A 26,966-nucleotide genomic window follows, 5' to 3' on the forward strand; every position below is an offset into this window, starting at 1 on the left:
GCGTGTGGCGCGCACTGGAACAATCGCCGCAGATACGGCCGTGCGTCCCGCGCGTGCGGCTGAGCGATTCCCGAGTCGGCGCGCGGCCGACGGGGCCCCGGGCCGTCTCCCCGGAAGGCCCCGGGCCGGGCGTGGACCAGCATGGAAAGGATGTGTCCGATGTCTGCGAGCACTTACGACGGCGCCTTCGACTACAGCGTCATCGAGAAGCTGTACGGGGAGGTGCTCCGCCGCAACCAGGGCGAGAGCGAATTCCACCAGGCGGTGCGCGAGGTCCTCGAAACACTCGGCCCGCTGCTGAGGGCGCGCCCCGAGTTCATGGACGCCCGCATCGTGGAGCGCGTCTGCGAGCCCGAACGGCAGCTCATCTTCCGTGTCCCGTGGTCCGACGACAAGGGCGGCATCCACGTCAACCGGGGTTTCCGGGTGGAGTTCTCCAGCGCGCTCGGCCCGTACAAGGGCGGTCTGCGCTTCCACCCCTCGGTCAACCTCGGCATCGTGAAGTTCCTCGGCTTCGAGCAGATCTTCAAGAACGCCCTGACCGGCATGCCGATCGGCGGCGGCAAGGGCGGCTCCGACTTCGACCCCAAGGGCCGCTCGGACGCCGAAGTGATGCGCTTCTGCCAGTCCTTCATGACGGAGTTGCACCGTCACATCGGCGAATACACGGACGTTCCGGCCGGTGACATCGGCGTCGGCGGCCGCGAGATCGGCTACCTCTTCGGCCAGTACAAGCGGATCACGAACCGTTACGAGTCCGGAGTGCTCACCGGCAAGGGCCTGGGCTGGGGCGGCGCGCAGGCGCGCACCGAGGCCACCGGCTACGGCTGCGTGATGTTCACCGCCGAGATGCTGCGTGCCAGGGGCGAGAGCCTGGAGGGCCGCCGGGTCGCCGTGTCCGGGTCGGGCAACGTCGCCATCTACGCGATCGAGAAGGCGCAGCAGCTCGGCGCGACCGTTGTGACCTGCTCGGACTCCTCCGGTTACGTCGTGGACGACAAGGGCATCGACCTCGCCCTGTTGAAGGAGATCAAGGAGGCCGGGCGCGGCCGGGTCTCGGAGTACGCGGAGCGCCGTGGCGCGCACGCCCAGTTCGTCGCGGGCAGCGGTGTCTGGAACGTGCTGTGCGACGTGGCGCTGCCCTGCGCCACGCAGAACGAGCTGGACGAGAACGACGCGCGGGTGCTCGTGGCGGGCGGCGTCCGGGCGGTCGCCGAGGGTGCCAACATGCCCACCACTCCGGAGGCCGTGCGCATTTTCCAGGAGGCGGGCGTCGCGTTCGCACCCGGAAAGGCTGCGAACGCGGGTGGAGTGGCCACCAGCGCGCTGGAGATGCAGCAGAACGCCTCGCGCGACTCGTGGACCTTCGCCCACACCGAGGAGCGGCTGGAGGAGATCATGCGGCACATCCACGAGGCCTGCTACACCACGGCCGAGCGCTACGGGGTGCCGGGCAACTACGTGGTCGGCGCGAACATCGCGGGCTTCGAGCTGGTCGCGGACGCGATGCTGGCGCAGGGGCTGATCTGATCCCGAGCGTGCAGAGGCTGATCTGACCCTGCCGTCTTGTCGTGCGGCGCGCGCCCCTCTCCCGGACCGTCGGGAGAGGGGCGCGCGCCGTTCGGGGCTTTGGGGCGTACTTCTCAGGTGCAGGCAGAGGTCGTGCACAGGGTCCACTGGGCGTTCCAGCCGCCGGAGGGGACGCCCGTGTCGGGGGCCGACTCGGTCAGGGTCCAGTAGCGGTCGCGGTTCCACTCGCGGGCCTTGACCTTGATGCGGTGGTCCGGGGTCTCGCCGATCACCTCGGGCTGGCCGAGGCCGACGCCCGCCTCGGGGACCGTGCCCGCCGGGGCGACCGGCTGCCAGGTGCCGGCGGCCGCGTCCGAGGCGTACAGGGCGCGCGATTCGGCCGCGCGGCCCGCGGCGTTCGAGGAGGAGATCGCCAGGACCGTACCGTCGGGGCGGCGGTGCAGGGTCACCCCGCCGTGGTAGGCGGCGGGCTGGAGGCCGAAGCCCGTGGCGGCGGTCCAGCCGGAGGCGGACGCGGGCCGGGCGGAGTGGCAGAAGGTGCCGTACGTGGACCAGAGCAGCTCGATGCCGCCGGCGGCGTTCTCGATGCCGGTGACGCCGTACAGCTTGGGGCCGACGGTCGAGGCGCCCACCCGGACCCAGGTCCCGTACGCGGCGCCCGGTGCGGACTGCGAGCGCTGCCAGACGAAGGGCAGCCCGCTCATCGAGGTCGGGTCGTAGAAGGTCTGGAACTGCTCCACCCGGCCGTCGGCGCGCGGTACGGAGACGAGGTCGCCGGCCGCTCCGCCGCGCTGGCCCTGGGCCAGCGGGTCCGAGGCGCAGGTCGCGGTGGTCGTCGTGGTCGCCGCCGAGGGCGCCGCGCCGGCCGCGGGGGTCAGCGCGAGCGCTCCGGTGAGGGCCAGGGTCAGGGTGATCGCCCCGCGAAGTGCCCCGCGCCACGTGTGCTTCCTGTTCAACGCCCGCCCCTTGTCAGCCTGTTGATCCCCTACGAGTACGAGTGAATCTTCACGTCTTACTCACACGGCGCAAGAGTGGTTTTCGGCCACCGAGGGGCGTTGTCAGTGGTCGCGTCTATGTTCGTTTCATGACCCGCCGAACGGACGGGGTCGCCTTGGTGAGGCGTGCCCCGGTGTTCGTCGTACCCCGGAGCAAAGGAGTTGGCGTGACGTCAGAAACCGTTCAGCCCGAGAGGCTGCCCGACAGGGAGAGGTCGAGCACCGTGCGTGTGCTCGCCCCCGCCCGGCCCCGCAAGCTCGCCAAGGTGCCCTTCGTGGAGCTGGCCGACGGACGGCTCCAGGGAGTCGTCTCCAGCGGCTCCGACATCCAGCGGGTGTACGTGTCCTCGGTCGCCGCCAAGGACTTCGCGTACACGTGTAGCACGAACAACAACCGCCCCTGCGGCGGTCTCAGGTCCAGCTACTGCAACCACATCCGCGCGCTGATCAACGAGGCGGTCGTGCAGTACGGGGTCGAGCGCGTCGCCCGCTATCTGCGCGTCGAGGTCGCCGGGTCGGAGGCCGTCGCAGCCGACCTCGTCACCACGATGACCGCCAACCGGCCGTCCCTCGGGGAGAGTTCCGCCGCCGCCTCGGTCTTCAGCCGCTTCCTGCGGCACCTCGCCTACCTCGAACTGGCACCGGCGACCGTCCCGTTGCCCGAGATGCACTGGTTCCCGCCGACTCGGGCGGTGGCGTGATGCGTACCGATCTGCTGACCGAGGACCTGTCCGGGCTGGCCGAGGCACTGGCCGCCGTCGACGCCTTCGATCGGGTGCTGGTGGACGGGCTGCTGCGGCCGGGAGCCGCACAGGCCGAGGGGCTGGCCGTGCTGACCCGCGCCGTCTCCGGCAGCCCGCTGGCCGCGCGGGTCGCCCAGGCCGCCGAGAAGGCGGCGGCAGGGGGCGGCGGCGAGGACGACTTCGTGGCGCTCGCCGCCGCGCGGGCAGCCCTGCTCGGAGCCGTGCACGATGCGCTCATGGAGCGGGTCGGGGAGGCCACGGGGAGGGAGCCCTCTGGGGTGGACTTCCCCGCCCAGGAGCCCGAGGGTGCCGCGAACGTCCTGGCCGCCGCCCGGTCCTGGCTCGCCGACCTGGCGCGCACGGGCTGGCGCGGGCTCGACCACGAAGCGGTCTCCGCGTCCGCGCCGGTCGTCACCGCACTCCTCGCCGACCCCGCGCTGCGCCGGCTCGCCGCCCTGCTCGACGGGTTCGCCGCCGAACTCGCCGCCTCCTGCCCGGGGGCGACCGTCGAGCAGTTTCCGGTACGCCGCTGGGCCGACCTGTGGGCGAGGGCGCTGCTGCTCACCGTGCCCGGAGCGGGAGCCGTGGCGGGGGCAGAGCCGGTCACCGGGCGGCTGCTGCCGCTCGGCGTCGACCTCCAGGAGCACGCCACCGCCGTACAGGCCCAGGTCCACGCCGTGTTCGAGCCCGCCGACGGATCGCCGTCCCGGCTCGTACGGGCGAGCGTGTCGGCCGCCAAGCCGGACACCGTCGTCGGGGCGGGCCTGTGGCAACTGCTCCGGCCGCACATGTCGCTGCTGGCCGCCGTGGGCGAGGGGCGGGCGATGGAGCTGACCGGCATGCCGCTCACCGCCGAGGGCGACCTGCTCTGGGACGACGTCCACGCGAAGTCGGGCGAGCCCGCCGACGCGCTCACCACCGCGCGCGTGGCCCTGCCAGCCGCGACCGGCCCGCTCACCGCCCCCCTGGACCGGCACCCGGCCCGCCTCGCTGTGCCCGTGTTCCTTGAGGGGTACGCCGCCGAGACCGAGGACGCGGACACGGTGACGTTCGACGTCGCGGGAGGGCGCCTGGCAGTGGACGTCGACCGCATTCCGGCCGCCGGGCCGCTCACCCCGAAGGCCGTCGCCGCCTCGCGGGCCTGCATCGGGCTGCTGCGCTGGGACGCCGGGGAGTTCCGGCTCCAGCCGCTCGCGGTGGAGACGCTCGTACGGAAGAAGCCGGTCGGCGTGCAGGCCGGAGCCTGGGCGGGCGGGAGCACCGACAAGGCCGGCGTGAAGGCCGAGAAGGCGGCCACGGACGCGGCGACCGTACTGCGCGAACGAGCGGGAAGGCTGCTGCGGAAATGACGACAGAGACCACGGACACGGGGGCGGTCACCGGAGTGGGGACCGAAGCGGAGGAGGTCTCGTACGACAGCCGCAGGCAGGTCCAGTACTGGCGGCTGCTGTCGCGGCTCTTCGACCCCGAGGAGCAGTCGAACCTGGAGTCGGCGAGCCTCGCCGTCGTCGAGGACCTCGGGCTGCCCGCAGGAGTGCTCGACCCGCGCGAGTCCGTTGACACCCTCGTGCAGCGCAACCCCGAACTGGCCGACGAGTTCGACGGGTTGATGACCCCCAGCGGTGAAGACGGGGACGAGGCCCGTGACCGGGCCGCCGAGGTGCGGCGTGCGGCCCTCGTGTCGAAGGTGCTGCTCAACGTCTTCGCCCCCACCTCCGGCAACGTCTCCGCCGGGCACCTGGCGAACTGGCAGTCCGACGCCGGCTGGCTGGAACGCGCCCTCGGCTGCCGCCCCGGCGAACTGCGCGGCGGGAAGTCCGGCGGAGGAGCGGGCCCGACGCCCGACCTGGGCCGGCTGATCCCCGAGATCGGGCCGGAACTCGGCTCCATCGAAGCCGACCTGGTCAAGCGGATGCACCTGCGCGAAGTCCTCGCCGACCCCGCGCTGGCCGCCAGGCTCACCCCGAGCATGTCGCTCGTGGAACAGCTCCTGCGCGACAAGAGCAACCTCTCCGGCATCGCCCTGGCCAACGCCAAGAAGTTGATCCGGCGGTTCGTGGACGAGGTCGCCGAAGTGCTCCGCACGCAGGTCGAGAAGTCCACCGTCGGCGCGCTGGACCGGTCCGTCCCGCCCAAGCGGGTCTACCGCAACCTCGACCTCGACCGCACCATCTGGAAGAACCTCACCAACTGGGACCCCGAGCAGGAACGCCTCTACGTCGACCGGCTCTTCTACAAGCAGACCGCCCGCAAGACCACCCCGCAGCGCCTGATCGTCGTCGTCGACCAGTCCGGCTCGATGGTGGACTCGATGGTCAACTGCACCATCCTGGCGTCCATCTTCGCCGGGCTGCCCAAGGTGGACGTCCACCTCATCGCGTACGACACCCGGGCCATCGACCTCACCCCCTGGGTGCACGACCCCTTCGAGGCGCTGCTGCGCACCAACCTCGGCGGCGGCAACGACGGGCCGGTCGCCATGGCGATGGCCCGCCCGAAGATCACCGATCCCCAGGACACCGTGATGGTGTGGATCTCGGACTTCTACGAGTTCGACCGGTCCCAGCCGCTGTTCGAGGGCATCGAGGCCGTGCACCGCTCCGGTGTGAAGTTCATCCCGGTCGGCTCCGTCACCAGTTCGGGCCGCCAGGAGGTCAACCCCTGGTTCCGCGAGCGCTTCAAGACGCTCGGCACGCCGGTCCTCTCCGGCCACATACGCAAGCTCGTCCAGGAGCTGAAGAACTTCCTGGGCTGAGCGGCCGGGCCCTCTTCCGCATCACCACCACCCACCTCTCCTTCCGCACGCCCACCACCGTGCGATTCCTACAGAAAGGCACCGACATGTCCGACCTGCTGCGCGCCCCCGCCGAGATCAAGTACGCCGAGGAGCTGGACTGGCTGGAGTCCGTCGACGACGGCCCCAAGCCGTTCTCCTGGCGGCTCTCGCCCAAGATGGTCCGCCTGTTCGTGCTCGGCTCCGAGCGCGCCGACGGCCTGGATCGCGAGATCTCCCAGAAGTGGTTCGGCGAGCGGTCCATCGTGGAGCGCGCCATCGTCACCCTCGCCTCGGACCGGGGACTGCTCCTCATCGGGGACCCGGGCACCGGCAAGAGCTGGCTCGCGGAACTCCTGGCCGCCGCGATCAGCCGCAACTCCACCCTCGTCGTCCAGGGCACGGCCGGCACCACCGAGGACCACATCAAGTACGCGTGGAACGTTTCCATGGTCATCGCCAAGGGCCAGTCCCGGGAGTCGATGATCCCCTCGCCGATCATGACCGCCATGGAGTCCGGCCGCATCGGCCGCTTCGAGGAACTCACCCGCTCCACCAGCGACGTTCAGGACGCCCTGATCTCGATCCTCTCCGAGAAGTACATCTCCGTACCCGAGCTGGACAGCGACAGTGACGACAGCATCGTCTTCGCCAAGCCAGGCTTCTCGGTCATCGCCACCGCCAACAGCCGCGACCGGGGCGTCAACGACCTCTCCTCCGCGCTCAAGCGCCGCTTCAACTTCGTCCGCATCCCGGTCGTCACGAACAAGAAGAGCGAGGCCGACATCGTCCGCTTCCGCACCGAGGAACTGCTGCGCCGCCACCAGATCGAACTCGACGTGCCGCCCACCCTCCTGGACGTGCTCCTCCAGAGCTTCGCCGATCTGCGCGCCTCCGCGGCGGCCGCCGGCAGCGACGACGAGAAACTGGAGTCGGCCCTGTCCACCGCCGAGCAGATCGGCGTCCTGGAGGACTCCATCCTGCACAGCAACTTCTTCGGCGAACGCACCCTCACCGCCCGCACCCTCGCCTCCTCGCTGGTCGGCTCCCTCGCCCGCCGCGAGCCCGAGGACCTGGCGATCCTCAACAAGTACCTGCATGGCGTGGTCGAGCCGCGCAGCAAGAACGAGGGCGGCGACTGGCCCGAGTTCCTCGAAGGCGGCCGCGACGCGATCGCGACCCTGTCGTGACCGCCGCCGTGCAGAAGTCCCCCGGCGCGGACTTCGACGCCCTGCGCACCCAACTCCAGGACGCGGCAGCCGAGTTCGCCGACGGCCCCGGCGCACTGGAGGGCATCCTCCTCGGCCTCGTCGACGACGTCGACCGCGCCGCCCGCGAACCCTTGGAGATCTTCCCCGTCTGCCACCACTCGCCCGCCTCCGCCACCGCGATGGCCCGCCGGCTGCGCGAGAAGCAGCCCAAGGTGATCTACCTCGAACTCTGCGAGGACATGACGCCGCTCCTCACCGAGCTGCGCAACTGCCGCCTCCCGGTGGCCGTCCAGGCCTTCGCCGCCGAGGTCGAGGGCTTCCCCGCCGACTGGGCGCCGCTCTCCGTCGTCGCCCCGATCACCGAGGCCTCCGCCGAGTACCAGGCCATCGCGTACGCACTCGACACCCCCGGCGTCGAACTCGTCCTGGTCGACCGCTCCACCGACCACGTCTTCCAGTGGCGCACCCGCGAGGAAGCCGCCGAGGCCCCGGCCGCGCCCGATCCCGACGCCCCGCCCGCCGAGGAGGAGGCCGCGCTGCACGGCGACGCGGTCGGCGTCGAGATCGGCGACCTGCGCCCACGCTTCGCCGAGCTGGAGGAACACCTCCTGCGGCACGGCGGGACCCGCCACTGGTCGGAATGGTGGAGCCTGTTCGTCGAACAGCCGCTCGGCGAGGCGGACGTCGACCACGAGACGTACCGCCAGGTCATGTTCCTCATCGGCAGCCTCTTCCGCAGGCTCGCCCCGGGCAACGGGGCACGCGTCGAGGTCGACGAGGAGCGCGAGCGGTACATGTGGACGCGGATGCGCGCCCACCTCGCCGCCACCGGCACCGACCCCGACGACTGCCTGTACGTCTGCGGGGCGTTCCACGCCGCCAGCCGGGTCGCCGAGTTCGGGCTGCACGGCAGCGACACGTACGAGATCACCCCGCCCAGCGGCAGCACCTGGCAGTACGGGCTGATCCCGTCCAGCCACTCCGCCATCGAGGCCCAGTTCGGCCTCGCCGCCGGGTCGGTGTCGATCGCCGCGACCCAGTGGGCGAAGAACCTGAAGCGTACGAAGGTGCGGCCGTACCGGCTGGCCGGGCAGGCCGGGCAGGCCGGGACCAAGAAGCCCGCCGGGTCACGGGCGGTGGCCGCCGTCCCCGACCCCGAGCCCGCCGACAAGCTGTCCGGCTTCCTGCGACGGGCCCCCGTCGTCGACTCCGTCGACGAGGCCGAACTCCTCGGCTGGTCCGTGGAGATCGTCCGCGCCGCCCGCAAGGCCGGATACCTCGCCTCGACGGCCGACGCCATCGCCGTGTACGAGACGTCGATCCTGCTCGCCGGGATGCGCGAACGCGCCAGGCCCACCCCGTACGACTTCCAGGACGCGGCCGTCACCTGCATCGAGAAGGACAGCGTGCCCGGCAGGCGCGACGTCCGCAGGCTGGTCGAGATCATGATGGGCGGGGACCGGATCGGCCGCGTCGGGTACGAGGCGCTGCCGCCGCTGGCACGCGACGTCCACGACCGGCTCGCCCCGCTCGGCCTCAACCTCGAACAGCGCGGTGTGAAGCGGGCGTTGCTCGACCTGGCCGGGAACCCCGCGCTCCGGCAGTGCTCCGACGTGCTGTGGATGCTGCGCCGCCTGCTGCCGCGCGGCGCCGCCCGCCCCATCATGGGCGAGCGCGCACTCGGCGAGCAGTCCCTCCAGGAGTCCTGGGACCTCGCCCTCGGCACCCACCAGCGAGAACTCATCGAGCTGGGCTACGAGGGCGTCAGCCTCGAACAGGTCCTGGAACAGCGGCTGCGGCGCGCCGCCCACGACCCGCAGGCCACCACCGCGACCGTCCTTGCGGCCGTCGAGGAGGCGACGCTCTACCTGCGCAGCCGCCGCCTCGCCGACGAACTCGGCACCCGCGCCCTGGAGGTCCTCGCCGCCGAACGCACCGTCGACGGCGCACCGGACGTCCTGCGCCGGGTCCGCCGCCTCCTCGCGTACTACCGCACCTCCGAGCCCTCGCTCCCGCAGTGGATCGAATCCTTCGTCAAGACCGGTTACGCGCACTACTGCACGCTGCTGCCCACCGCCTTCACCGACGAGGACGCCACGGCACGGCAGGTCGCGGCGATGCTGGGCTTCCTGTTCAGCATGGAGGGCCTGGCCCTCTCGCTCGGCTGCGACCGTACGCAACTGGAGCTGGCCGTCGCTCAGTCCCACCCGCAGGAGCAGTCCCGCACGGCCCTGCTGTGGGCGGCACAGGTCCACCTCGGTCTGCTCACCCGGGACGAACTGCGCTCCCGCTGCGACGCGCTGCTGGCCAACCCGCTCGTGCTGCCCGCCTACCCGCGCTACCTCAGCGGTCTGCTGCACGCCCTGGAGCCGGTGCCGCACCTGGTGGACTTCGTCGTGGAGGCGGTGTCGAACGCCTTCGCCCGTCTCCCGGACCGGGTGCTCCTGCCGTGGCTGCCCACGCTGATCACCACCCTGCGCGCGGACGGCGCGGACCTGGCCGCCCGGCTCACCCGCGAGGCCGGCCGCGTCTTCCCCGGACGGCTCGCGGCGCTGGACACGTGGACACCGCCGTGGCGGGAGCAGCCGGTGCTCATCGGCCAGTCGGCCGCCCCCGCGGCCGGGCGTGCCGCCCTGCTCACCGCACACCCGGCGACGTGCGACGCGCTGGCCGGGCTGCTGGGCTGCGAGGACCCGTGGGGGACGGGCGACCTCCCTTCCGAGGGCGGCGCTGCGCTCCTCGACCGCTTCCCGGAGACCGCCGGGGCATGGGAGGCGCTGCTGGCGACGGCCTGACGGGGGCTCGCGCCCCGACTCAGCGGATGGTGGCCCCGTACACATGGTCCACCGGGACCGCCATCAGCACCCGGCGGTCGGCGACCATCACCGTCCGGTACTCGTCCCAGTCCGGGTGCTCCCCGGCGGCCCGCCGGTAGTAGTCCACCAGGGCCCCCACCTCGGGGCCGTGCGGGTCGGTCCCCGGGCCGATGAGCTTCGCGACGCCCTCGGCGGTGGCCCAGGAGGTCCCGTCGGGGCTGGTGACCTCCAGAGTGGCGCGCGGATCGCGGCGCAGGTTCGCCGTCTTCGCGCGCCCCTCGGTCATGGAGACGTACAGGATGCCGGTCTCGACGTCGTAGAACGGCTGGACGGGGGAGAGCTGAGGTCGTCCGTCCGCCTTGATGGTGGCGAGCACGCCGAGCCGGCTGGCGGCGAGGAGGGCACGGGGATCGAATGAGGAAGAGGTCATGTGCAGGTCCAAGTCCCGTGCCCGCACCGGTTATTCCTTCACGGCGCCGTACGTCGCACCACGAGTCACACCGCGGCCGTCACACCACGACCGGCAGCTCCCGCAGGCCGCGCATGACGAAGTTGGGCCGCCGTTCGGGCTCGGCGGCCGGGCGCAGGCCGGGGGCCTGGGCGAGCAGCGCGCGCAGGGAGGCGGCGAGTTCGATACGGGCCAGGGGTGCGCCGATGCAGTAGTGGATGCCCGCGCTGAAGGAGATGTGCGGGTTGTCCTGCCGGGCCAGGTCGAGCCGCTCGGGGTCGGCGAAGACGGCCGGGTCGTGGTTGGCGGAGCCGAAGAGGAGGGCGACCTCCGAGCCGCGGGGGATCTTCACGCCGTCGACCTCGATGTCGTCGAGCACCCAGCGTTCGAAGAGCTGGAGGGGGGTGTCGAACCGCATCAGCTCCTCCACGGCCGAAGGGATGAGCTCCTGCGGGTTCGCGCGGAGGGCGGCGAGCTGGTCGGGGTGCTGGAAGAGGGCGTGCCAGCCGTTGGTGGTGGCGTTGACGGTGGCCTCGTGGCCGGCGTTGAGCAGGAGGACGCACGTCGAGATCACCTCCTGCTCGGTGAGGCGCTCGCCGTCCTCGTGCGCGGCGATGAGACCGGAGAGGAGGTCGTCGCCGGGGGAGCGGCGGCGGAAGGCGATCAGGTCCCGGAGGTAGGCGCTGAAGTCGAGGGAGGCGCGGACGGCCCGCTCGGCGGTCTCCGGGGAGGGGTTCAGCTCGTACATGCCGCAGATGTCGGCGGACCAGGGACGCAGGGGAGCACGGTCCGCCTCCGGGATCCCCAGCATCTGCGCGATCACGGCGACGGGGAGGGGCTCGGCGACGGCGGCGAGGAGATCCCCGCCGCCGTTCGCGACGAGGTCCGCCACGAGGTCGGAGGCCAGTTGGTCGATGTACGGGGTGAGGCGGGCGACCGTGCGCGGGGTGAAGGCCTGCGAGACCAGCCGGCGGATCCGGGTGTGGTCCGGGGCCTCCAGGTCGAGCATGCCGTGGTCGTTGAGGGTGTGGAACGGCTCGTGCTCCGGGGGAGGGGCGGTGCGGCCGAACTCCTCGTGGGTGAAGCGGTGCTGGTACGTCCGCCCCAGGCGACGGTCGCGGAGGAGGGCGGATACGTCGGCGTGGTGCGGGATCAGCCACTGGCCGGTGGGCTCGAAGTGGTGGGCGCGGGTGCGGGAGCGGAGGCGGGCGTAGGCGGGGTACGGATCGCGGAGGAACTCCGGCGACCAGGGGTCGAACTCGTTCATCCGCCGACGCTAACCGCCGCTCCCGGGGCATGACCAGCCCTCCCGGCTGTCCCGCTGCCCTCGGCGCGGCCCGCCCGGCCTTCCTGGGAGCCGTCCGCCCCGCTTCCCGGCGAGCCGGTCAGCGCGAAGTCGGCGACGGTGGCGTCGAGCGGGCCGTGGGCTCGGGCGAGCTGTCGTACTCGTCGTGGCGACGCAACCAGAAGTCGGTCTCGTTGCGACCGAGCGGTGCGCGGTCGAGCCACTGGTTCATGACCCAGAGGCCGTCCAGACCACGCGCGTAGGCCGAGTAGGTGTGGTGGACCACGCCGTCCTTGAGCGCGAACGCGCTCACACCGGCGCCTTCTCGCCAGTACGTCGCCCAGTCCGTTCCGACGCTCGACGCCATCGCGTCAAGCCGGGAACTGTCCATGCCCTCCGGCGGCCTGTAGTCCGTCGTGCGGAAGTTGTACTCGACGGCTCCCGCGTGCCACTGCTCCTCCGTGTGCGACGCCTGGAAATCGTAGGTGAAATCACTGCCGAACGAGGACGCCCACGGAAAGTCCCAGCCCATCCTCCGCTTGTACGCCTGCAGTTGTGCCAGCGGTGCCCGCGACACCGCGCAGAGCGTGACGTCGTGGTGCGCCAGGTGGGCGACTGATCCGTTGAAGCCGTCCGCGATCGCCGAGCAGAACGTGCACCCCGCCGCGTACTCGGGCCCGAACATGAAGTGGTAGACGAGTAATTGCGAGCGACCTGCGAAGAGATCAATGAGGGATGCCGCGCCCTCGTCATTCTCCAGGCGGTACTCCTTGTCGATCCGGACCCAGGGCAATTCCTGTCGGCGACGCGCCAGTTCGTCGCTGCGGCGGGTCAGATCCTTCTCGGCCTCGAGTAGCTCCAGCCGGGCCGCAAGCCACTCCTCACGGGTTCCGGTTTTGTGATCCGTCACTGTTTTCCCCGTTCCGCTGCCTCAGCAGCGCGCTTAATGTCCGCCAACTGCCCATGTCAGTGGGCCGCGAGCGTGGCAATTCACTGTGCCGGCGCAACCGCTCCGTGCGCCGATGGCCGCAGAGAATACCCCACCTGTTTCCCGAAACGGCCACCGGAAAATAAACCAACTGAGCAATTCAGGAGATGACAACTTTGAGCCGAGCCTGTGATGTTTGCCTGGTCCATTCTGTTGCCCTTTCCAACCTTGCGGCAGGCCCTTAGGCCTCCAGCACCGCCCGCAGCACCCTCGCGAATTCCGCCGGCTCCCCCTTCTGGCCGAATTCGCCGCCCAGGAAGCCCCCGTGGTGGCTCGGGAACCAGGTCAGCGGGAGGTCGAGCCGGTCCGCCACCCCCGCCGCCGTACGCCCCGTCATCTCGCTCTCCGACTCCCGCCCGGCCGCGATCACGACCCGCGTCGTCGCCGTCCGCAGTGCCTCGAAGTCCGGCCGGTGGCCCGTGCAGGTGCGCAGGTTCTGGCCGAGCAGCGCGTCGTCGCGCGAGCCGTCGTCCTCTGTCGGCAGGCCGAAGGCCGCCGGGTCCGGCGCGGGCCCGTCCGTCCAGTTCTCCGGGAACGGGCCCTTGTGCATCGCCGCCGCGATGAACTTCGCCATCCCGGCCCCGAACCCGTCGCGCAGGTACGTCTCGCGGATGTCCGCCAGCACGCGCAGCGCGACCTCCCGGTCCGGCAGGACCTCCGCGAGCGGCGGCTCGTGTGCGACCAGCGTGCGGATCAGGGAGGGGTGGCGTGCCACCAGGGCCAGAGCGTTGACCGCACCGCCACTGCTCGCGAACACGTCGAGCGGCCCCTCGGCCACCGCCTCGACGACCGCCCGGACGTCCTCCGCGTGCTGCTCGGGGTTCGACTCCGTGGCCCCGTCCGTGCGCGTGCTCCGGTCGACGCCCCGGGGGTCGTACGTGATCACCGTACGGTCCCTGAAGTGCGAGGCCAGCGAGACGAATCCGGCGGCGCTCATCGGCGAGCCGATCAGGAGCAGGGGGGTGCCTCCGGCTGAGCCGGGGCGCACGTCGTAGGCGAGGGTGGCCCCGGCCACGGACAGCGTGCGGGTCTCGGGTGAGGTCATGTTCGGCTCCTGGGCGAGGTGAGGAAGTGGATCTGTCTGCGCTTCTGGGAGGTAGACCCCGGCGAGGCGCGGAACTCATCGCCTGATCAGCACTCTTTTTGGCCGCATCCCCGGGCGTACGAAGAATTGTCTGACTAGAGTCAGAGAATGGACGCGGAGCAGATTCACCGGGTACGACAGTTCAACCGCACCGTCACCGAGCGCGTGGGCGTGCTCCACGAGCGCTATCTCGGGCTCGGCCGGCCCGTCGGCGAGGCCAGGCTGCTCTGGGAGATCGGGGAGCAGGGGTGCGAGGTGCGGGAGTTGCGGGAGCGGCTCGGGGGACTGGACTCCGGGTATGTGAGCCGGCTGCTGCGCGCGCTGGAGGGTGCGGGGCTGGTGACGGTCGGCGCCCTGGAGCGCGACCGGCGGGTGCGTACGGTGCGGCTGACCGACGCCGGACGCGCTGAACGGGACGTACTCGACCGGCGCAGTGACCGGGCCGCCGCCGCCCTCCTGGAGCCGCTCGACGACAGCCGGCGGGACCGGCTCGTCGCCGCGATGGGCGAGGTGGAGCGGCTGCTGACCGCCGCCACGGTCACCGTGGACGCCGTCGACCCCGGGCACCCGGACGCCGAGCACTGTCTGCGGGCGTACTACGCCGAGCTGGCCGAGAGCTTCGAGTCGGGATTCGATCCCGTACGGAGTCTGCTGCCGGACACGGGGGAACTCCGTTCGCCCCAGGGGGTGTTCCTCGTCGCCCGGCTGCACGGCGAGCCCGTCGGCTGTGCCGGGATGAAGCTGCTGCCCGGGGCCCCGGCCGCCGAGATCAAGCGCATGTGGGTCGATCCCCGCACCCGGGGCCTCGGGCTCGGCCGCCGCTTCCTGGCCGAGCTGGAGACCCGGGCCGCCGGGCGCGGATTCGACACCGTACGCCTGGACACGAACAGGGCGTTGAGCACCGCCGTCGGCCTCTACCACTCGTGCGGGTTCCAGGAGGTGGCCGCCTTCAACGACGAGCCGTACGCCCATCATTGGTTCGAGAAGCGGATCGGCGGGTGACGCTTCAGCGCGCCGCCGGTTCGAGGAACGCGTCGAAGGGCGCCGGGAGTTGGGCCCAGCCGCTTGGCCCCGCCGCGTACTCCGCGTCCGTCAGGAGGCAGGAGTCCAGGAGGCGGGACAGTCCTTCGCGGTCCAGGCCCGGTGAGGTGAACACCAAGTGCTGGCAGCAGTCGCCGTGTTCGGGGTGCCAGTCCAGCGCCGCGGCCGTCCGCCGGATCGGCGACTCCAGCTCCCACGCCGCGTCCGGCAGCCCCGCCAGCCACGGCCCCGAAGCCTCCACGCACAGCGCGCCGCCCGCACAGTCCCACGCCAGCAGCGTGTCCGGCCGGTCCGCGAGCCAGAAGCGGCCCCGGCTGCGCACCGCCCCGCAGCACAGCTCCTCCAGCGCGTCGAAGAGCCTGCCGGGGTGGAAGGGCCGGTGCCGGTGCCAGACCAGGGTGGACACCCCGGCCTCGTCCGCCTCCTGGGGGAGCCGGGCGCACGCCGGATGCTGAGCCGCAGCCGCGGCCTCGACATCGAATCCGGCCAGGGCGGCCCGTACCAAATCCAATGAATCGGCCGGTACTTGACGGGCCGTCGGGTGGAGCTGCGCGAGCAGCGCCCGGTCCTCCGCGTCCGCACGCTCCTCGTCCACGAGCGCGAGCACGGAGGCGTACTCCAGCTGCCGCGCCCAGGTGTCTCCCACCGCCCGCCGGTCCGACGCGGCGACGGCGAGCCCCGCCTCCGCGAGATCGTCGCCGTTGCCCAGATGTGCGAGTACGAGGGCGGGGTCGACGGCGGTGATCACCCCGGTCAGCCGCAGGCTCTCGCCACCGTGCGCAGCGACCACCTCGGCCATCGCACGCGGTTCCACCGAGTCCCACAGCTCCACGACCGCGAGCCGGGTGAGCCCGAGCGCGGCGATGCGCCGAAGCTCCGGCAGCAGGTCCGCGCGCAGGGCGCAGCACGCGCAGTCGTTGACCAGCGGGGTCTCGCCCCGGGTCAGCTCGCCCGTGGCTTCGCGGACCGTGCGCAGCACCGGCCCCGACCCGTGCGCGCGGGCCGCCTCCGACAGGTCGTGGTGCAGCGCGACACTGCCGGGGACGGCCGCCAGGAGCCGGTCCACCACCTGGCGGCGGGCGTCCGCGTGGAGCCCGCCGACCAGGGCGACCGCCAGCGGGGGCGGTCCGAGCGCTTCCGGTGCTGCTTCCATCACTTCGCCCCGGCGCGGCCGTACCGGCGCTCGAAGCGCTCCACGCGGCCCGCGGTGTCCATGACCCGGGCGGTGCCGGTGTAGAAGGGGTGGCTCACCGAGGAGATCTCGACGTCGACCACCGGGTAGGTGTTGCCGTCCTCCCACTGCACGGTCTTGGTGCTGGTGGCCGTGGAGCGGGTGAGGAAGGCCGATCCCGCGGCGGTGTCGCGGAAGACGACGGGGCCGTAGGCGGGGTGGATTCCGTGCTGCATGAGGTTCCTCCAGGGGGTGTGGCAGGGGCCGGCGGTCAGCGTTCCTCGCGGAAGTCGACGTGCCGGGCGACCTTCGGGTCGTACTTGCGCAGGACCAGGCGGTCGGGGCTGGTGCGGCGGTTCTTGCGGGTCACGTAGGTGAAGCCGGTGCCCGCCGTGGAGCGGAGCTTGATGATCGGGCGTACTTCGTTGCGAGCCATGCCGGTAGCATACTGAAAACGGGAACCATTTTCAATAGTGGTTTCCTCTTCCTCGGATTCCTTGAGAGAGGCAGGTACCGACCGTGTCCGCCCACTGCCAGCTGACCGGAGCCAAGCCCGGCTTCGGCAATCACATCTCCCACTCCCACCGGCGCACCTCGCGCCGCTTCGACCCGAACATCCAGCGCAAGCGCTACTGGCTGCCCAGCGAAGGCAGGAACGTCCGGCTGACCCTCAGCGCACGCGGGGTCAAGACGGTCGACGTCATCGGCATCGAAGCGGCCGTGGCCCGGATCCGGGCCCGGGGAGGGAAGGTCTGATGGCGAAGAAGAGCAAGATCGCGAAGAACGAGCAGCGGCGGGCGACCGTCGCGCGGTACGCGGCCCGCAGGGCCGAACTCAAGGGGATCCTGCGCCGGGCCGACGCCACGGAGGCCGAGCGCGCGGCGGCCGTCGCGGAGCTGCGCCGCCAGCCGCGCGACGCGAGCGCCACCCGGATCCGCAACCGGGACGGCGTGGACGGCAGGCCGCGCGGTCACCTGCGGAAGTTCGGGCTCTCCCGGGTGCGGATGCGCGAGCAGGCGCATGCGGGGTTCCTGCCGGGGGTCACCAAGTCGTCGTGGTGAGCTGAGGCGGGCGGGTGGGAGCGCGGCCTGCGGGCCCGCCCGCCCCTCTCACCAGCCGATCGTCGGATGCATGCCGTTGCAGCCCGGCTCCTGGGTCGGGCAGGACGGATGCGGTTCGGGGGCCGCTGGTTCCGGGGGTCCTGGCGGTCCCGACGGCTGCGGGTCCGGGTTCGTGAAGGTCTCGCAGTCGCAGGCCGTGCAGGGTCCCGCGTACCGCGGGTCGCCGTGCCGGAAGCGCGCGTCCCCGCACCGGCATGTGAATGTCGCCCAGGACATCGTCCCCACCCCCCGTCGCCGTGGATCCTCCAGGCTAGTGCGCCCGTGCCGCTGTGGGCCACGGCTGCGGGTGCCCCTCCGGTTGCCGCTACCGTGTGACGTGCCCGTGGCACCGCGGAATGATCTCCGGGGTACGGCGGTTGGACGTAACGCGGTAGGTGACGCAGTACGTGACGTGACCCGTCACGCGGCACCGGCCGTGGCTCGTCACCCAGGCTGGGCGCGACTCACAGGTTTGATTCAGAGGGGAACACCATGCAAGAGCGCTTCGACGTCGTCGTCCTCGGGGCGGGGCCCGGTGGCTACGTCGCCGCCATCCGCGCCGCCCAGCTGGGCAAGAAGGTCGCGGTGGTGGAGGAGAGGTACTGGGGCGGCGTCTGTCTGAACGTCGGCTGCATCCCGACCAAGGCGCTCCTGCGCAACGCCGAGCTGGCGCACATCTTCACCCGCGAGGCCAAGACCTTCGGCATCAAGGTCGACGGCGAGGTCTCCTTCGACTACGGCGAGGCGTTCCGGCGCAGCCGCCGGGTCGCGGACGGCCGCGTCAAGGGCGTGCACTTCCTGATGAAGAAGAACGGCATCACGGAGATCGACGGCCGCGGCACCTTCCTCGACGCGAACACCCTCCAGGTCGCGGGTTCCGACGGCACCACACGGCAGATCTCGTTCGAGAACTGCATCATCGCCACCGGCGCCACCCCCAAGCTGCTGCCCGGCACCGCGCGCAGCGAGCGCGTCGTGACGTACGAGGAGCAGATCCTCGCCGAGGACGTACCGCAGTCCGTCGTCATCGCGGGCGCCGGCGCCATCGGCATCGAGTTCGCGTACGTCCTGCACAACTACGGCGTGAAGGTCACCATCGTCGAGTTCCTGGACCGGATCGCGCCGCTGGAGGACGCGGACGTCTCCGCCGAACTGGCCAAGCAGTACCGCAAGTTGGGCATCGAGGTGCTCACCTCGACCCGGGTCGAGTCGATCGACGAGTCCGGCGCCCAGGTCAAGGTCACCGTCACCGGCAAGGACGGCGCGCAGAAGGTCCTGGAGGCCGACAAGGTCCTCCAGGCGATCGGCTTCGCGCCCAACGTCACCGGTTACGGTCTCGAGGCGACCGGTGTCGCTGTCACCGAGCGCGGCGGCATCGACGTCGACGGCCGCTGCCGCACCTCCGTGCCGCACATCTACGCCATCGGCGACGTCACCGCAAAGCTGATGCTCGCGCACACCGCCGAGGCCATGGGCGTCGTCGCCGCCGAGACCCTCGCGGACGCCGAGACGATGGAACTCGACTACCCGATGATCCCGCGCGCCACCTACTCTCAGCCGCAGATCGCCAGCTTCGGCTGGACCGAGGCGCAGGCCAAGGAGAAGGGCTTCGACGTCAAGGTCGCGAAGTTCCCCTTCACCGCCAACGGCAAGGCGCACGGGCTGGGTGATGTGACCGGTTTCGTGAAGCTCATCAGCGACAACACCCACGGCGAGATCATCGGCGCGCACCTGATCGGCCCCGATGTCACCGAGCTGCTCCCGGAGTTGACGCTGGCTCAGCAGTGGGACCTCACCGTCCACGAGGTCGCGCGCAACGTGCACGCGCACCCGACGCTGGGCGAGGCGGTCAAGGAAGCGGTGCACGGACTCGCCGGGCACATGATCAACTTCTGATCCCGCGCGGGTTCTGCGGGCGCGGATTCTGTTGGTGCGACGAGCCGTCCCGGGAGGCTTCCTCCTCCTGGGGCGGCTCGTCCGTTTCTTCCTTCTGCGCGATCAGGGGCCGTACGACAAGGAGTTGTACGGTCGCGAGTGCCGCGCACAGGACGGCGGGGGCCGCCCAGGCGAGCGTCACCCCGGCGTGGACCAGCAGCTGCGTCGCGACGACCGGGGCCGCCACCGTGGCGATGCCCCAGCTGATGCCGTACGCGGCGAGATAGCGGTCCGTGCCGTACGCCGGCGCGATGCCCGCCACCACCCCGAACACCCGCCCCATGACCAGCGCGTCGCCCAGGCCCCACAGCACGGTGGCCAGGACGAAGGAGGGCAGGTCGCGGGCGACGGCGTACCAGGCGAGGCCGCACGCCATGACGACGTAACCCAGCGCCAGTGCACGGGAGTTGTCGAGGGCGGCGAGGCGGCGCAGGCGCAGGGCGGGCTGCGCGGCGACGATGGTCAGGGCTGATGTGGTGAACATGAGGCCCGCGTCGGCGGGTTGGAAGCCGCGCCGTTCCAGGGTGAGCGGCAGGGCCATGATCACCTGCATGGCGACCAGGGCGAAGGCCGTGCCCGGGAGGAACATGGCCCAGAGGGCGGGATCGCGCCAGGGGTGGACGGAAGTCGCTTGTGTGGTGGGTGACGTGGGGGACCTGCGGTCGGCGGGCAGGGCGAAGTGCAGGACCAGGGCGCAGGCCAGGCAGGTCAGTGCGTCGGCCACGAAGAGCCAGCGCAGGTCCCAGCGGCCGAGGCCCGCGGCGATCAGGCCCGCGCCGGTGCCGCCGATCGCGAGGGCGGCGTTCAGCAGGCTGTACGCGCGGACGCGTTCGGCGGGGGCCACCGCGTCGGCGATCAGGGCCTGGCTCGGGGGTTCGTACAGCTCGAAGGCGAGGCCGAGGAGGACCGCGAAGACGGCCACGGCAAACAGTGATCCGGCGGCGGCGATGCCGAGCTGGGCGAGGCCGCAGCCGGTGAGACCGAGAACGATCGTGTGGCGGCGGCCGATGCGTGCGGAGAGGCGGCCGCCCGCCAGCCGGGAGGGGATGGTCGCGAGGCCGAAGGCGGCGGAGAGGGCACCGGCGGTCGCGGTGCTCGCGCCGAACTCGGTGCTGATGAGGACGGTGAGGAAGGGGAGGGAGAAGGCGCCGAGGCGGTTGATCGCACGGGCGGTGACCAGGAGCCATACGGTGCGGGGCATGTCGTTCCCTTCGGGCGCTGGTCCGGGTGGTGGGGGTCGTGGGTGGTGGTGGGTGGTGGTGGGGGCGTGTGTGACTGGCTAATCGGGTAACGTCGGTCACGCGGGTTCGAGTGAGAAGCTATGTCGGAAGGGGTGACTGGTCAAGTGGTGTTCGACAGTCACGTGGTGGCGCGGCTGGAACATGCCGTCGCATTGGTGAACGCGCTCACGGAGGGCGAGGCGCGAGGGCGTCTGTACGCCGTGCCCACGGGGGGTGAGCGGTGGGCCGCCATCGAGGCGGCCGTGCCGCAGGACGCGACGTCGGCGCTCGCCCGGGTCGAGGGCGCGGGGGAGGCGGACCGGCTCGCCGAGACGGCGCGGCGCATGCGGGTCGTCTTCGAGGCGATCGCGACGCAGGAGTGGGACGCGGCGGCCGATGGGGTCAACGTACTGCTGCGCGAGACGAGCGCGCGGCCGAGGCTGGACCGGGGGGACGGGGGCGTCTGGCGGCTGCACTTCCACGGGGCGAACGACACGTTCGCGTCGGGGGTGGGGGCGAGTTGCGCGACGGCGCTGGCGATGGTGGTGGGGGGTGGGGAGCTGGTCGAGCGGCTCGGGGTGTGCACGGCGGGGCGGTGCGACCGGGTGTACGTGGATGTTTCGCGGAACGGGGCGCGGAGGTTTTGTTCGGGGGCGTGTCAGAGCCGTGTGAAGGCGGCGACTTTTCGGGCGCGGCGGGGCGGGGGCGCGTGAAGGGTTCTCCTCTCGAGCGCGCCCCCGCCCTCTTGGGCGCCGCCCCCTCCCTCTTCCGCCCAGCCCCCTTGGGCGGCGGGGCCGCCCCCCGGGGGCGGGACGGGCGGGCAAGGGGGCGGTACGCCCGATCCGGGCCCGCCCCGGTACCGGCCCCTGCCCGCACCTTGGGTGCCGGGTGCGCGCAGNCTGCCCGCACCTTGGGTGCCGGGTGCGCGCAGCCCCGGGGCCCTCGGGGCGCCTCCCAGCACCGGGCAGGTCAAGCACCGGCCCGCTGGGCCAAGGAGGCCCCAGCCCCGCCCCTTCACCTAAAGCGCTCGCCGCGCGGCTGGGTGGGTGGCTGGTCGCGCAGTTCCCCGCGCCCCTGAAGGGGCACGGATGAGAGCGCCCGCGCGGCGGAGCCGCACATCGGGGCGGGGCCGCGACCCTGAAGGGGCACGGTGCCCGGGGTGGTAGTGAGGGGGAGTGGTGTTACTTGGGGCAGAATTCCGCCTCCATGACCGTGTCCGTGTCACCACTCCAGTCACCGTTCAGGTGGAGCGCCACCGACGTGCGCCCGTCCTCCCCCGTCACCGCATGCGTCGTCGACCCGTGGATTCCCCCCGTGTGGCCCCAGACCGCCTTCCCGCAGGACTGCACCTCCTTGAAGATGCCCAAGCCGTAGGACAGGTCCGGGCGTTGGGGGTGCACCGGCACGGTGGTCTTCATCTCGGTGAGCTGCCGCTTCGGCAGGAGCTTGCCGGTGAGCAGGGAGCGGTAGAAGCGGTTCAGGTCGGCCGTGCTGGAGATCATGCCGCCCGCCGCCCCCGCCAGGGTGGGGTTGAGCTCGGTGACGTCGTACTTCTTGGCCGTGGCCGGGTCCTTGCCGAAGGTCGTGTAGGCGCGGCTGCTGGGACGCCCCAGCCGCACCTCGTCGTGCGGGACGGAGGTGGCGCGGAGGGCGAGGGGGCGCAGGATGCGGCGGGTGATTTCCGATTCGTACGAGCGGCCGGTGGCCTTCTCGATGATCATCCCGGCGAGGATGTAATTGGTGTTGGAATACTGCCACTTGGCGCCCGGCTCGAAGTCCGGGGCGTGCTTCATGGCGACCCGGACGAGGGCACGGGCAGGGAGTGAGTCGTAGCGGTGGGCGAGGAAGCCCTCGGACATGTGCTCGCTGACGAAGGTGGGGTCGCTCGTGTAGTTGTAGATGCCGCTGGTGTGCTGGAGGAGCTGACGCAGGGTGATCCGGCTGCCGTCGTGGCCGTTGCCGCGCACCACGCCCGGCAGCCACTTCTCGACCCGGTCGTCGAGGGAGAGTCTGCCCTCGGCCTCCAGCTGGAGCACCACCGTGGCGGTGAAGGTCTTGGTGAGGGAGCCGATGCGGAAACGGTCCCCGGCGTCGCGCTCGCGGCCGGTGGTGAGGTTGCCGACCCCGGCGGTGTTGGTCCAGGCCCGGCTGCCGCCCGGCCCCTCGGAGCGGGCCACGACACCGGGCGCCCCGTCCCGTACGAGCGCGTCGACGGCGGCCCGGGTCCCGGCGTGGGGGTCCGGTGCGTGGTCCTGTGCGTGGGCCGGGACGACGGTGGCGGCGAGCGCGGCTGCGGTGACGGCGGCGAAGAGGGCGGTGCGCGGTGCGCGACGGGTGCGTACGGGCATCTGGGTTCCCTGCTGACTCGGGTGCGTGCCGGGCGACGGGTGCGGCGGCATGTCGCGTATGGGGACCGGAGAGCCGTTTCCCGGGTTGCCCGTCCTGTTGGGGTTGAGCCGGTTTCGGCCAAGGAGGGCGTGAAGGGAAGGGCGCTATGGTCGCGTTCCGTCGCAGCAGAATCTTCGTACCTCACCGTGACCGCAGACGCTTACGACTCCGTGGCCTCCCTCTACGCCGAACTCTCCCGCGACGCACTGGACGGCGCCCCGCTGGACCGGGCGGTGATCGCCGCCTTCGCCGAGTTCGTACGGGGCGGGGCTGTCGCCGAAGTCGGGTGCGGGCCCGGTGCGGTGACCGCCCACCTCCGGGATCTGGGGCTCGACGTCTTCGGGGTGGATCTCTCGCCCGCGATGATCGCCCTCGCCCGTGAGGCGTACCCGGACCTGCGGTTCGAGGTCGGGTCCATGGATGCGTTGGGTGTGCTGGGGGCGGGGGACGGCTCGCTGCGCGGGGTTTTGGTCTGGTACTCGATGATTCATACTCCGCCCGAGGAACTCCCGGAATATTTCCGTGAGTTGGCGCGGGTCGTGGAGGCCGGTGGGCATCTTCTGGTCGGATTCTTCGAGGCGGAGGGGGGTCCCGTCACACCCTTCGACCACAAGGTCACGACGGCCTACCGGTGGCCCGTCGACGGCCTGGCCCGGCTGGCCGCCGACGCCGGGTTCGTGGAGGTGGCGCGGATGCTGCGCGAGCCGGGGGAGGGTGAGCGGTTCCGGCGGGGGCGGCTCCTCATGCGCAGGGAGGGGTGAGCCGGGCGGGGGGTGCGCCGGCCGTCCGCCGGGGGAGCGGAAGGTGGTGGTCCATGAAGGGGGTCGAGGTGACGAACTCCCGGAATTTCAGTGCTGCTTCGGAGAGGTGCGCGTCCCTGTTCCAGACGAGGGTCAGGGTGCGTTCGCAGCCGGGGGCGTCCAGGTGGACCCACATCACCGGAACCCGTTCGTGCGTGCGCACCTGGCGGGACACCTCCGGGATGATGCCGATGCCCAGACCCGCGCTGATCATGTCCTGGCTGGCCCCCGGCTCGTCGCCCTCGCAGGAGATGAGGGGGGTCAGGCCCTCCGCCGCGAACAGGCGGTCGAGCAGGGCCCGTTGCCAGTGGCCCTGACGCGTGGTGACGAACGGCTCGTCGGCCAGTTCGGGGATCGTCACGCTCTCCCGGCCGGCCAGCCGGTGACCGTACGGAACCGCCAGCAGCACCTCCTCGCGGGCCAGCACCACCGTGTCGAGGTCCGCGCCCGGGAGGGGCTGTGACGCGACACAGAAGTCGACGTCCCTGGAACGGAGTTGACGGTCCATCTCCTGTGCGTCGGACTGGTAGAGCCGTACGTCCGCACGAGGGTGCGCGGTGCGGAAGCTGCCGAGGACCGGGGCGATGGTGAACAGGGTTTCCGAGGCCACGCCGACTCGGCCCAGTCCCGTGTCGCGTGCCTCCGCGACCGCCCTGCGGCCGTCGTCCAACTCGCTGAGGGCACGGTCGACATGGCGCAGGAAGACCGCACCGTACTGGTTGAGCCGGATGCGGCGCCCCTCGCGGTCGAAGAGGGGAGTGCCGAGGTCCGCCTCCAGGCGCGCGATGGTGCGGCTCAGGGAGGGCTGCGCGACGTGCAGTTCCTCGGCGGCGCGGCTCATGTGCTCGTAACGGGCGACTGTCCGGAAATAGCGCAGTTGCAGCAGGTCCACGATTCGCCCTTCGGAGCGTCGAGTCGGGCAGATGCCATGCTGGTTGATGCCTCTGGGGTTATCTTCACATGGCAAAAGTGGTCTTGGAAGGCATGAGGGGTTCTCCCTACGGTCAAGGGGCGGGCCCGCAGCGCGTGTTGGCGGGGCGGGCCGGCATCCCCCCCTGCCCCTCCAGGAAGGCCGTCGCCATGAGCGCTGCGGATCTGGCCCGACTCCAGTTCGCGGCCACCACCGGCATCCACTGGCTGTTCGTGATCCTCACCATGGGGCTCGTCCCCCTCGTCGCGATCATGCACACCCGTGCCGCCCTCACCCGCGATCCCGCCGTCCGCACCACGCGGGAGCGCATGGCCCGCTTCTGGGGTCAGCTGTACGTCGTCAACTACGCGGTCGGCATCGCCACCGGGCTCGTGATGGAGTTCCAATTCGGGCTCAGCTGGAGCGGGTCGAGCAAGTTCGCGGGCAATGTCTTCGGTGCGCCGCTGGCGTTGGAGACGCTGATCGCCTTCTTCGCGGAGTCCACCTTCCTGGGGATGTGGATCTTCGGGTGGGGGCGGTTGCGCCGTGGGGTCCACGTCACGTTGATCTGGCTCGTGGCTCTCACCGCATACGCCTCCGCGTACTGGATCATGGTGGCCAACGGCTTCCTCCAGCATCCCGTCGGCCACGAAGTCCGCGACGGGGCGGCCTACTTGACCGACTTCGGTGCACTGCTCACCAACGACAGTGCCCTGGTCGCTCTCCTCCACGTCGCTCTCGGCGCGTTCACCACCGGCGGCGTCTTCGTCGCGGGCGTCAGTGCCTGGCACTTCTTGCGGCACACCACCGAGACGCGGCTGTTCCGGGAGTCGCTGCGGCTGGGGCTGTGGGTGTCGACCGTCGCCTCGTTCTTCGTGGTGGTCGTCGGCGAGATGCAGCGGCCCGTCATCGCGGCCACCCAGCCCATGAAGGAGGCGGTGATCCGCGGTAGCGGGGTCGCCGAACTCCAGGAACAGCTGGTCAGGGAACACGGACCCGGGAACTACGTGCCCTGGGAGGAGACCGTCCGCTTCTCCATGGACACCATGACGCTCATCGGCAACACCGTCTCCACGATCACGCTCATCGCACTCGTGCTGGTGTGGAAGGACCGGGTCGTGCGGTGGCGGCCGGTCGCGTGGGTGCTGGTGGCCATGATCCCGCTCCCCTTCCTCGCTTCCGTCGGGGGCTGGGTCGTACGAGAGCTGGGGCGTCAACCCTGGCTGGTGTACGGGGAGTTGACGGTCGAGGACGCGCTCTCGAACGTGGGCCGGGGTTCGCTGCTGGTGTCCTGCGTGGCCTTCATCGCGCTCTTCGTCGCGCTCGCCGTGACGAACTGGACCCTGATCACGCGCTTCGTCCGCAAGGGGCCGGACGCCGTTCAGCTCGGGGCCGTGGAACCGCTGCCCGAGGGTGGGCCGGGCGGCGAGGGGAAGCAGCCGGTCGCCACCTACTGAGCGAAGTCCACGTGTCCTTGAACTGCTCCGTGAAAGAAGGAAGTTGAGCCTGATGAGTCTGGAGACCCTCTGGCTGGCGCTGCTCGGCCTGCTCCTCTCCGGGTACTTCGTACTCGGCGGGTACGACCTCGGCGTACAGATGCTGCACCCCTTCCTGCGGCCCCCGGGCGAGGAACGGTCCGCCCGGAACCCCGCGCTCGACGCGATGGCCCCCTTCTTCCTCGGCAACGAGGTCTGGCTCGTCGCCTTCACCGGCATCCTCTTCGGCGCCTTCCCGCACCTGGAGGGCACCCTCCTGTCCGGCCTCCATCCCCTCATCGTCGCCATCCTGCTCGGCCTGGTCACCGGCAACGCCGCCGTCCAGCTCCGCGGCCGGGCGCGCACCGCCCGGGGGCGGGCCCGCTGGGACGCCCTGATCGTCGGCAGCGGCGTACTGCCCGCCCTCGGCTGGGGGCTCGTCGTGGGGCTGCTGCTGCGCGGGGTGCCGCGCAGGGGCGACGGGAGCTTCCACATCGGGTTCGGGGAGGTGTTCTCGCCGTTCGTGCTGGCCTGCGGGGTGACCACCGCACTGCTCTTCGCGGCGCACGGGGCGGCCTTCGTGGCGTTGCGGTCGGGCAGTGAAGCGGGTGTGCGGGCAGGGCAGTTGGGGACGGTATCGCTGCGGGGTGCTGGTGCCTTCGCCGTGCTCGCGCTGCTGCTCACCCTCTTCGGGGCGGGCGCGCGAATGACGAATCCGCTGCCCTCCGTCCTGATCGCCGCCCTGTACGCGGTCGCCCTCGGTGCCGCCTGGTGGACCCTGACACGAGGACACCGGGTCGGGGCCTTCGCCGCCACGAGTGCCGCGGCCCTGCTGCCCGTACTGCTCATCGGGGCGGGCCACTATCCGTACCTCCTCATCACCTCCGCCGGCCACGGCCTGACGATCAGTCATGCGGGCACCGACGCCGTCACCTTGAAGCTGCTGACTGCCTTCGGGGTCGTGCTCGTCCCCGTGATCCTCGCGTACCAGGTGTGGAGCTGGCGGACCTTCCGGGGGCGCACCGGGATGCGGCACCCGAGCTACTTCTGAGG

The 26,966-nt window shown here is 71.4% G+C and carries 25 protein-coding genes; 14 read left to right on the forward strand and 11 right to left on the reverse strand.

Annotated features, from left to right (window positions below; all coding sequences use genetic code 11):
* The first annotated feature begins 150 nt into the window (after nt 1–150).
* Entirely contained in the window at nt 151–1,530 is a 1,380-nt protein-coding gene (gene gdhA / locus IE269_RS26395) for an NADP-specific glutamate dehydrogenase (protein WP_229898238.1), read from the forward strand.
* 113 nt (nt 1,531–1,643) lie between these two features.
* Here the strand turns inward: gdhA and IE269_RS26400 are convergent, their stop codons facing one another.
* Complete coding sequence (locus IE269_RS26400) at nt 1,644–2,486, reverse strand: hypothetical protein (protein WP_189825631.1); 843 nt, start codon at nt 2,484–2,486, stop codon at nt 1,644–1,646.
* Nucleotides 2,487–2,755: 269 nt separating this feature from the next.
* On the opposite strand from IE269_RS26400, the gene IE269_RS26405 reads away from it, so the two are divergent.
* The 5 genes from IE269_RS26405 to IE269_RS26425 all read left to right on the forward strand — a co-directional run bounded on the left by IE269_RS26405 (nt 2,756) and on the right by IE269_RS26425 (nt 10,047).
* Nucleotides 2,756–3,226, forward strand: coding sequence for a hypothetical protein (locus IE269_RS26405; protein ID WP_438817630.1), 471 nt, complete (start codon nt 2,756–2,758; stop codon nt 3,224–3,226).
* Nucleotides 3,196–4,617: a hypothetical protein gene (locus tag IE269_RS26410; protein WP_189825715.1), complete on the forward strand. Its 1,422-nt coding sequence runs from the start codon at nt 3,196–3,198 to the stop codon at nt 4,615–4,617. Before IE269_RS26405 ends, IE269_RS26410 begins: the two co-directional genes overlap by 31 nt.
* Entirely contained in the window at nt 4,614–6,023 is a 1,410-nt protein-coding gene (locus tag IE269_RS26415) for a VWA domain-containing protein (RefSeq protein WP_189825632.1), read from the forward strand. Before IE269_RS26410 ends, IE269_RS26415 begins: the two co-directional genes overlap by 4 nt.
* A gap of 86 nt (nt 6,024–6,109) precedes the next feature.
* Complete coding sequence (locus IE269_RS26420) at nt 6,110–7,231, forward strand: ATP-binding protein (protein ID WP_189825633.1); 1,122 nt, start codon at nt 6,110–6,112, stop codon at nt 7,229–7,231.
* On the forward strand, nt 7,228–10,047 hold the full coding sequence (locus IE269_RS26425) for a DUF5682 family protein (protein ID WP_229898239.1): 2,820 nt from the start codon (nt 7,228–7,230) through the stop codon (nt 10,045–10,047). The genes IE269_RS26420 and IE269_RS26425 overlap by 4 nt, the downstream gene beginning before the upstream one ends.
* Nucleotides 10,048–10,066: 19 nt before the next feature.
* Here the strand turns inward: IE269_RS26425 and IE269_RS26430 are convergent, their stop codons facing one another.
* The 4 genes from IE269_RS26430 to IE269_RS26445 form a co-directional block, all read right to left on the reverse strand.
* Nucleotides 10,067–10,498: a PPOX class F420-dependent oxidoreductase gene (locus IE269_RS26430; protein WP_189825634.1), complete on the reverse strand. Its 432-nt coding sequence runs from the start codon at nt 10,496–10,498 to the stop codon at nt 10,067–10,069.
* 79 nt (nt 10,499–10,577) lie between these two features.
* On the reverse strand, nt 10,578–11,783 hold the full coding sequence (locus IE269_RS26435; protein WP_189825635.1) for a cytochrome P450: 1,206 nt from the start codon (nt 11,781–11,783) through the stop codon (nt 10,578–10,580).
* Nucleotides 11,784–11,901: 118 nt separating this feature from the next.
* Nucleotides 11,902–12,711: a DUF899 domain-containing protein gene (locus IE269_RS26440; RefSeq protein WP_189825636.1), complete on the reverse strand. Its 810-nt coding sequence runs from the start codon at nt 12,709–12,711 to the stop codon at nt 11,902–11,904.
* A gap of 259 nt (nt 12,712–12,970) precedes the next feature.
* Nucleotides 12,971–13,834: an alpha/beta fold hydrolase gene (locus tag IE269_RS26445; RefSeq protein WP_189825637.1), complete on the reverse strand. Its 864-nt coding sequence runs from the start codon at nt 13,832–13,834 to the stop codon at nt 12,971–12,973.
* 147 nt (nt 13,835–13,981) lie between these two features.
* On the opposite strand from IE269_RS26445, the gene IE269_RS26450 reads away from it, so the two are divergent.
* Nucleotides 13,982–14,875 (forward strand): bifunctional helix-turn-helix transcriptional regulator/GNAT family N-acetyltransferase, encoded by an 894-nt coding sequence (locus tag IE269_RS26450; protein WP_189825638.1) that lies wholly within the window; start codon nt 13,982–13,984, stop codon nt 14,873–14,875.
* Between the two features lie 4 nt (nt 14,876–14,879).
* Here IE269_RS26450 and IE269_RS26455 read toward each other — a convergent pair whose 3' ends face one another.
* Genes IE269_RS26455 through rpmG form a run of 3 tightly spaced genes read right to left on the reverse strand, consistent with a single transcriptional unit; the run spans nt 14,880 to nt 16,521 of the window.
* Nucleotides 14,880–16,067, reverse strand: coding sequence for a CobW family GTP-binding protein (locus tag IE269_RS26455; protein WP_189825639.1), 1,188 nt, complete (start codon nt 16,065–16,067; stop codon nt 14,880–14,882).
* Nucleotides 16,067–16,321 (reverse strand): type B 50S ribosomal protein L31, encoded by a 255-nt coding sequence (locus IE269_RS26460; protein WP_189825640.1) that lies wholly within the window; start codon nt 16,319–16,321, stop codon nt 16,067–16,069. The genes IE269_RS26455 and IE269_RS26460 overlap by 1 nt, the downstream gene beginning before the upstream one ends.
* 35 nt (nt 16,322–16,356) lie before the next feature.
* Nucleotides 16,357–16,521, reverse strand: coding sequence for a 50S ribosomal protein L33 (gene rpmG, locus IE269_RS26465; protein WP_189825641.1), 165 nt, complete (start codon nt 16,519–16,521; stop codon nt 16,357–16,359).
* A gap of 83 nt (nt 16,522–16,604) precedes the next feature.
* Between rpmG and rpmB the strand changes: the two genes are divergently transcribed.
* From rpmB to lpdA, 3 genes are all read left to right on the forward strand, one after another.
* Nucleotides 16,605–16,841 (forward strand): 50S ribosomal protein L28, encoded by a 237-nt coding sequence (gene rpmB / locus IE269_RS26470; RefSeq protein WP_189825642.1) that lies wholly within the window; start codon nt 16,605–16,607, stop codon nt 16,839–16,841.
* A complete protein-coding gene (rpsN, locus tag IE269_RS26475; protein WP_189825643.1) occupies nt 16,841–17,146 on the forward strand; it encodes a 30S ribosomal protein S14 in 306 nt (101 codons plus the stop codon). Before rpmB ends, rpsN begins: the two co-directional genes overlap by 1 nt.
* A gap of 531 nt (nt 17,147–17,677) precedes the next feature.
* A complete protein-coding gene (gene lpdA, locus IE269_RS26480) occupies nt 17,678–19,081 on the forward strand; it encodes a dihydrolipoyl dehydrogenase (RefSeq protein ID WP_189825644.1) in 1,404 nt (467 codons plus the stop codon).
* Here lpdA and IE269_RS26485 read toward each other — a convergent pair.
* The gene (locus IE269_RS26485) at nt 19,071–20,321 is read right to left on the reverse strand and encodes an MFS transporter (RefSeq protein ID WP_189825645.1); all 1,251 of its coding nucleotides are present in this window, start codon (nt 20,319–20,321) and stop codon (nt 19,071–19,073) included. The genes lpdA and IE269_RS26485 overlap by 11 nt on opposite strands.
* A 144-nt stretch (nt 20,322–20,465) precedes the next feature.
* Between IE269_RS26485 and IE269_RS26490 the strand changes: the two genes are divergently transcribed.
* Entirely contained in the window at nt 20,466–21,053 is a 588-nt protein-coding gene (locus IE269_RS26490) for a CGNR zinc finger domain-containing protein (protein WP_229898240.1), read from the forward strand.
* Nucleotides 21,054–21,521: 468 nt separating this feature from the next.
* Here IE269_RS26490 and IE269_RS26495 read toward each other — a convergent pair whose 3' ends face one another.
* Nucleotides 21,522–22,688 carry a serine hydrolase domain-containing protein gene (locus IE269_RS26495; RefSeq protein ID WP_189825647.1) on the reverse strand — a complete coding sequence of 389 codons (1,167 nt, stop codon included), beginning with the start codon at nt 22,686–22,688 and terminating at the stop codon, nt 21,522–21,524.
* A gap of 186 nt (nt 22,689–22,874) precedes the next feature.
* Here IE269_RS26495 and IE269_RS26500 point away from each other — a divergent pair, with 186 nt between their 5' ends.
* Nucleotides 22,875–23,489 carry a class I SAM-dependent methyltransferase gene (locus tag IE269_RS26500; protein WP_189825648.1) on the forward strand — a complete coding sequence of 205 codons (615 nt, stop codon included), beginning with the start codon at nt 22,875–22,877 and terminating at the stop codon, nt 23,487–23,489.
* Here the strand turns inward: IE269_RS26500 and IE269_RS26505 are convergent.
* Nucleotides 23,470–24,420, reverse strand: coding sequence for a LysR family transcriptional regulator (locus IE269_RS26505; RefSeq protein WP_189825649.1), 951 nt, complete (start codon nt 24,418–24,420; stop codon nt 23,470–23,472). The two genes, IE269_RS26500 and IE269_RS26505, sit on opposite strands and share 20 nt — an antisense overlap.
* 188 nt (nt 24,421–24,608) lie before the next feature.
* On the opposite strand from IE269_RS26505, the gene IE269_RS26510 reads away from it, so the two are divergent.
* The gene (locus tag IE269_RS26510) at nt 24,609–25,895 is read left to right on the forward strand and encodes a cytochrome ubiquinol oxidase subunit I (protein ID WP_189825650.1); all 1,287 of its coding nucleotides are present in this window, start codon (nt 24,609–24,611) and stop codon (nt 25,893–25,895) included.
* 52 nt (nt 25,896–25,947) lie between these two features.
* Nucleotides 25,948–26,964, forward strand: a complete 1,017-nt coding sequence (locus IE269_RS26515) for a cytochrome d ubiquinol oxidase subunit II (protein ID WP_189825651.1) — start codon at nt 25,948–25,950, stop codon at nt 26,962–26,964.
* Nucleotides 26,965–26,966 lie beyond the last annotated feature (2 nt).

The organism is Streptomyces spiroverticillatus, from assembly GCA_014650415.1.
In the GTDB taxonomy this organism is placed as follows: domain Bacteria; phylum Actinomycetota; class Actinomycetes; order Streptomycetales; family Streptomycetaceae; genus Streptomyces; species Streptomyces spiroverticillatus.

What these genes read in the sequence shown, in the direction of transcription:
- IE269_RS26450 (WP_189825638.1), top strand. Translation starts at nt 13,982, where the DNA reads ATGGACGCGGAGCAGATTCACCGGGTACGACAGTTCAACCGCACCGTC.
- IE269_RS26510 (WP_189825650.1), top strand. Translation starts at nt 24,609, where the DNA reads ATGAGCGCTGCGGATCTGGCCCGACTCCAGTTCGCGGCCACCACCGGC.
- IE269_RS26455 (WP_189825639.1), bottom strand. Translation starts at nt 16,067, where the DNA reads ATGGAAGCAGCACCGGAAGCGCTCGGACCGCCCCCGCTGGCGGTCGCC.
- rpmG (WP_189825641.1), bottom strand. Translation starts at nt 16,521, where the DNA reads ATGGCTCGCAACGAAGTACGCCCGATCATCAAGCTCCGCTCCACGGCG.
- IE269_RS26435 (WP_189825635.1), bottom strand. Translation starts at nt 11,783, where the DNA reads ATGAACGAGTTCGACCCCTGGTCGCCGGAGTTCCTCCGCGATCCGTAC.
- IE269_RS26420 (WP_189825633.1), top strand. Translation starts at nt 6,110, where the DNA reads ATGTCCGACCTGCTGCGCGCCCCCGCCGAGATCAAGTACGCCGAGGAG.
- IE269_RS26485 (WP_189825645.1), bottom strand. Translation starts at nt 20,321, where the DNA reads ATGCCCCGCACCGTATGGCTCCTGGTCACCGCCCGTGCGATCAACCGC.
- gdhA (WP_229898238.1), top strand. Translation starts at nt 151, where the DNA reads ATGTGTCCGATGTCTGCGAGCACTTACGACGGCGCCTTCGACTACAGC.
- IE269_RS26445 (WP_189825637.1), bottom strand. Translation starts at nt 13,834, where the DNA reads ATGACCTCACCCGAGACCCGCACGCTGTCCGTGGCCGGGGCCACCCTC.
- IE269_RS26415 (WP_189825632.1), top strand. Translation starts at nt 4,614, where the DNA reads ATGACGACAGAGACCACGGACACGGGGGCGGTCACCGGAGTGGGGACC.
- rpsN (WP_189825643.1), top strand. Translation starts at nt 16,841, where the DNA reads ATGGCGAAGAAGAGCAAGATCGCGAAGAACGAGCAGCGGCGGGCGACC.
- IE269_RS26460 (WP_189825640.1), bottom strand. Translation starts at nt 16,321, where the DNA reads ATGCAGCACGGAATCCACCCCGCCTACGGCCCCGTCGTCTTCCGCGAC.
- lpdA (WP_189825644.1), top strand. Translation starts at nt 17,678, where the DNA reads ATGCAAGAGCGCTTCGACGTCGTCGTCCTCGGGGCGGGGCCCGGTGGC.
- IE269_RS26515 (WP_189825651.1), top strand. Translation starts at nt 25,948, where the DNA reads ATGAGTCTGGAGACCCTCTGGCTGGCGCTGCTCGGCCTGCTCCTCTCC.
- IE269_RS26495 (WP_189825647.1), bottom strand. Translation starts at nt 22,688, where the DNA reads ATGCCCGTACGCACCCGTCGCGCACCGCGCACCGCCCTCTTCGCCGCC.
- IE269_RS26430 (WP_189825634.1), bottom strand. Translation starts at nt 10,498, where the DNA reads ATGACCTCTTCCTCATTCGATCCCCGTGCCCTCCTCGCCGCCAGCCGG.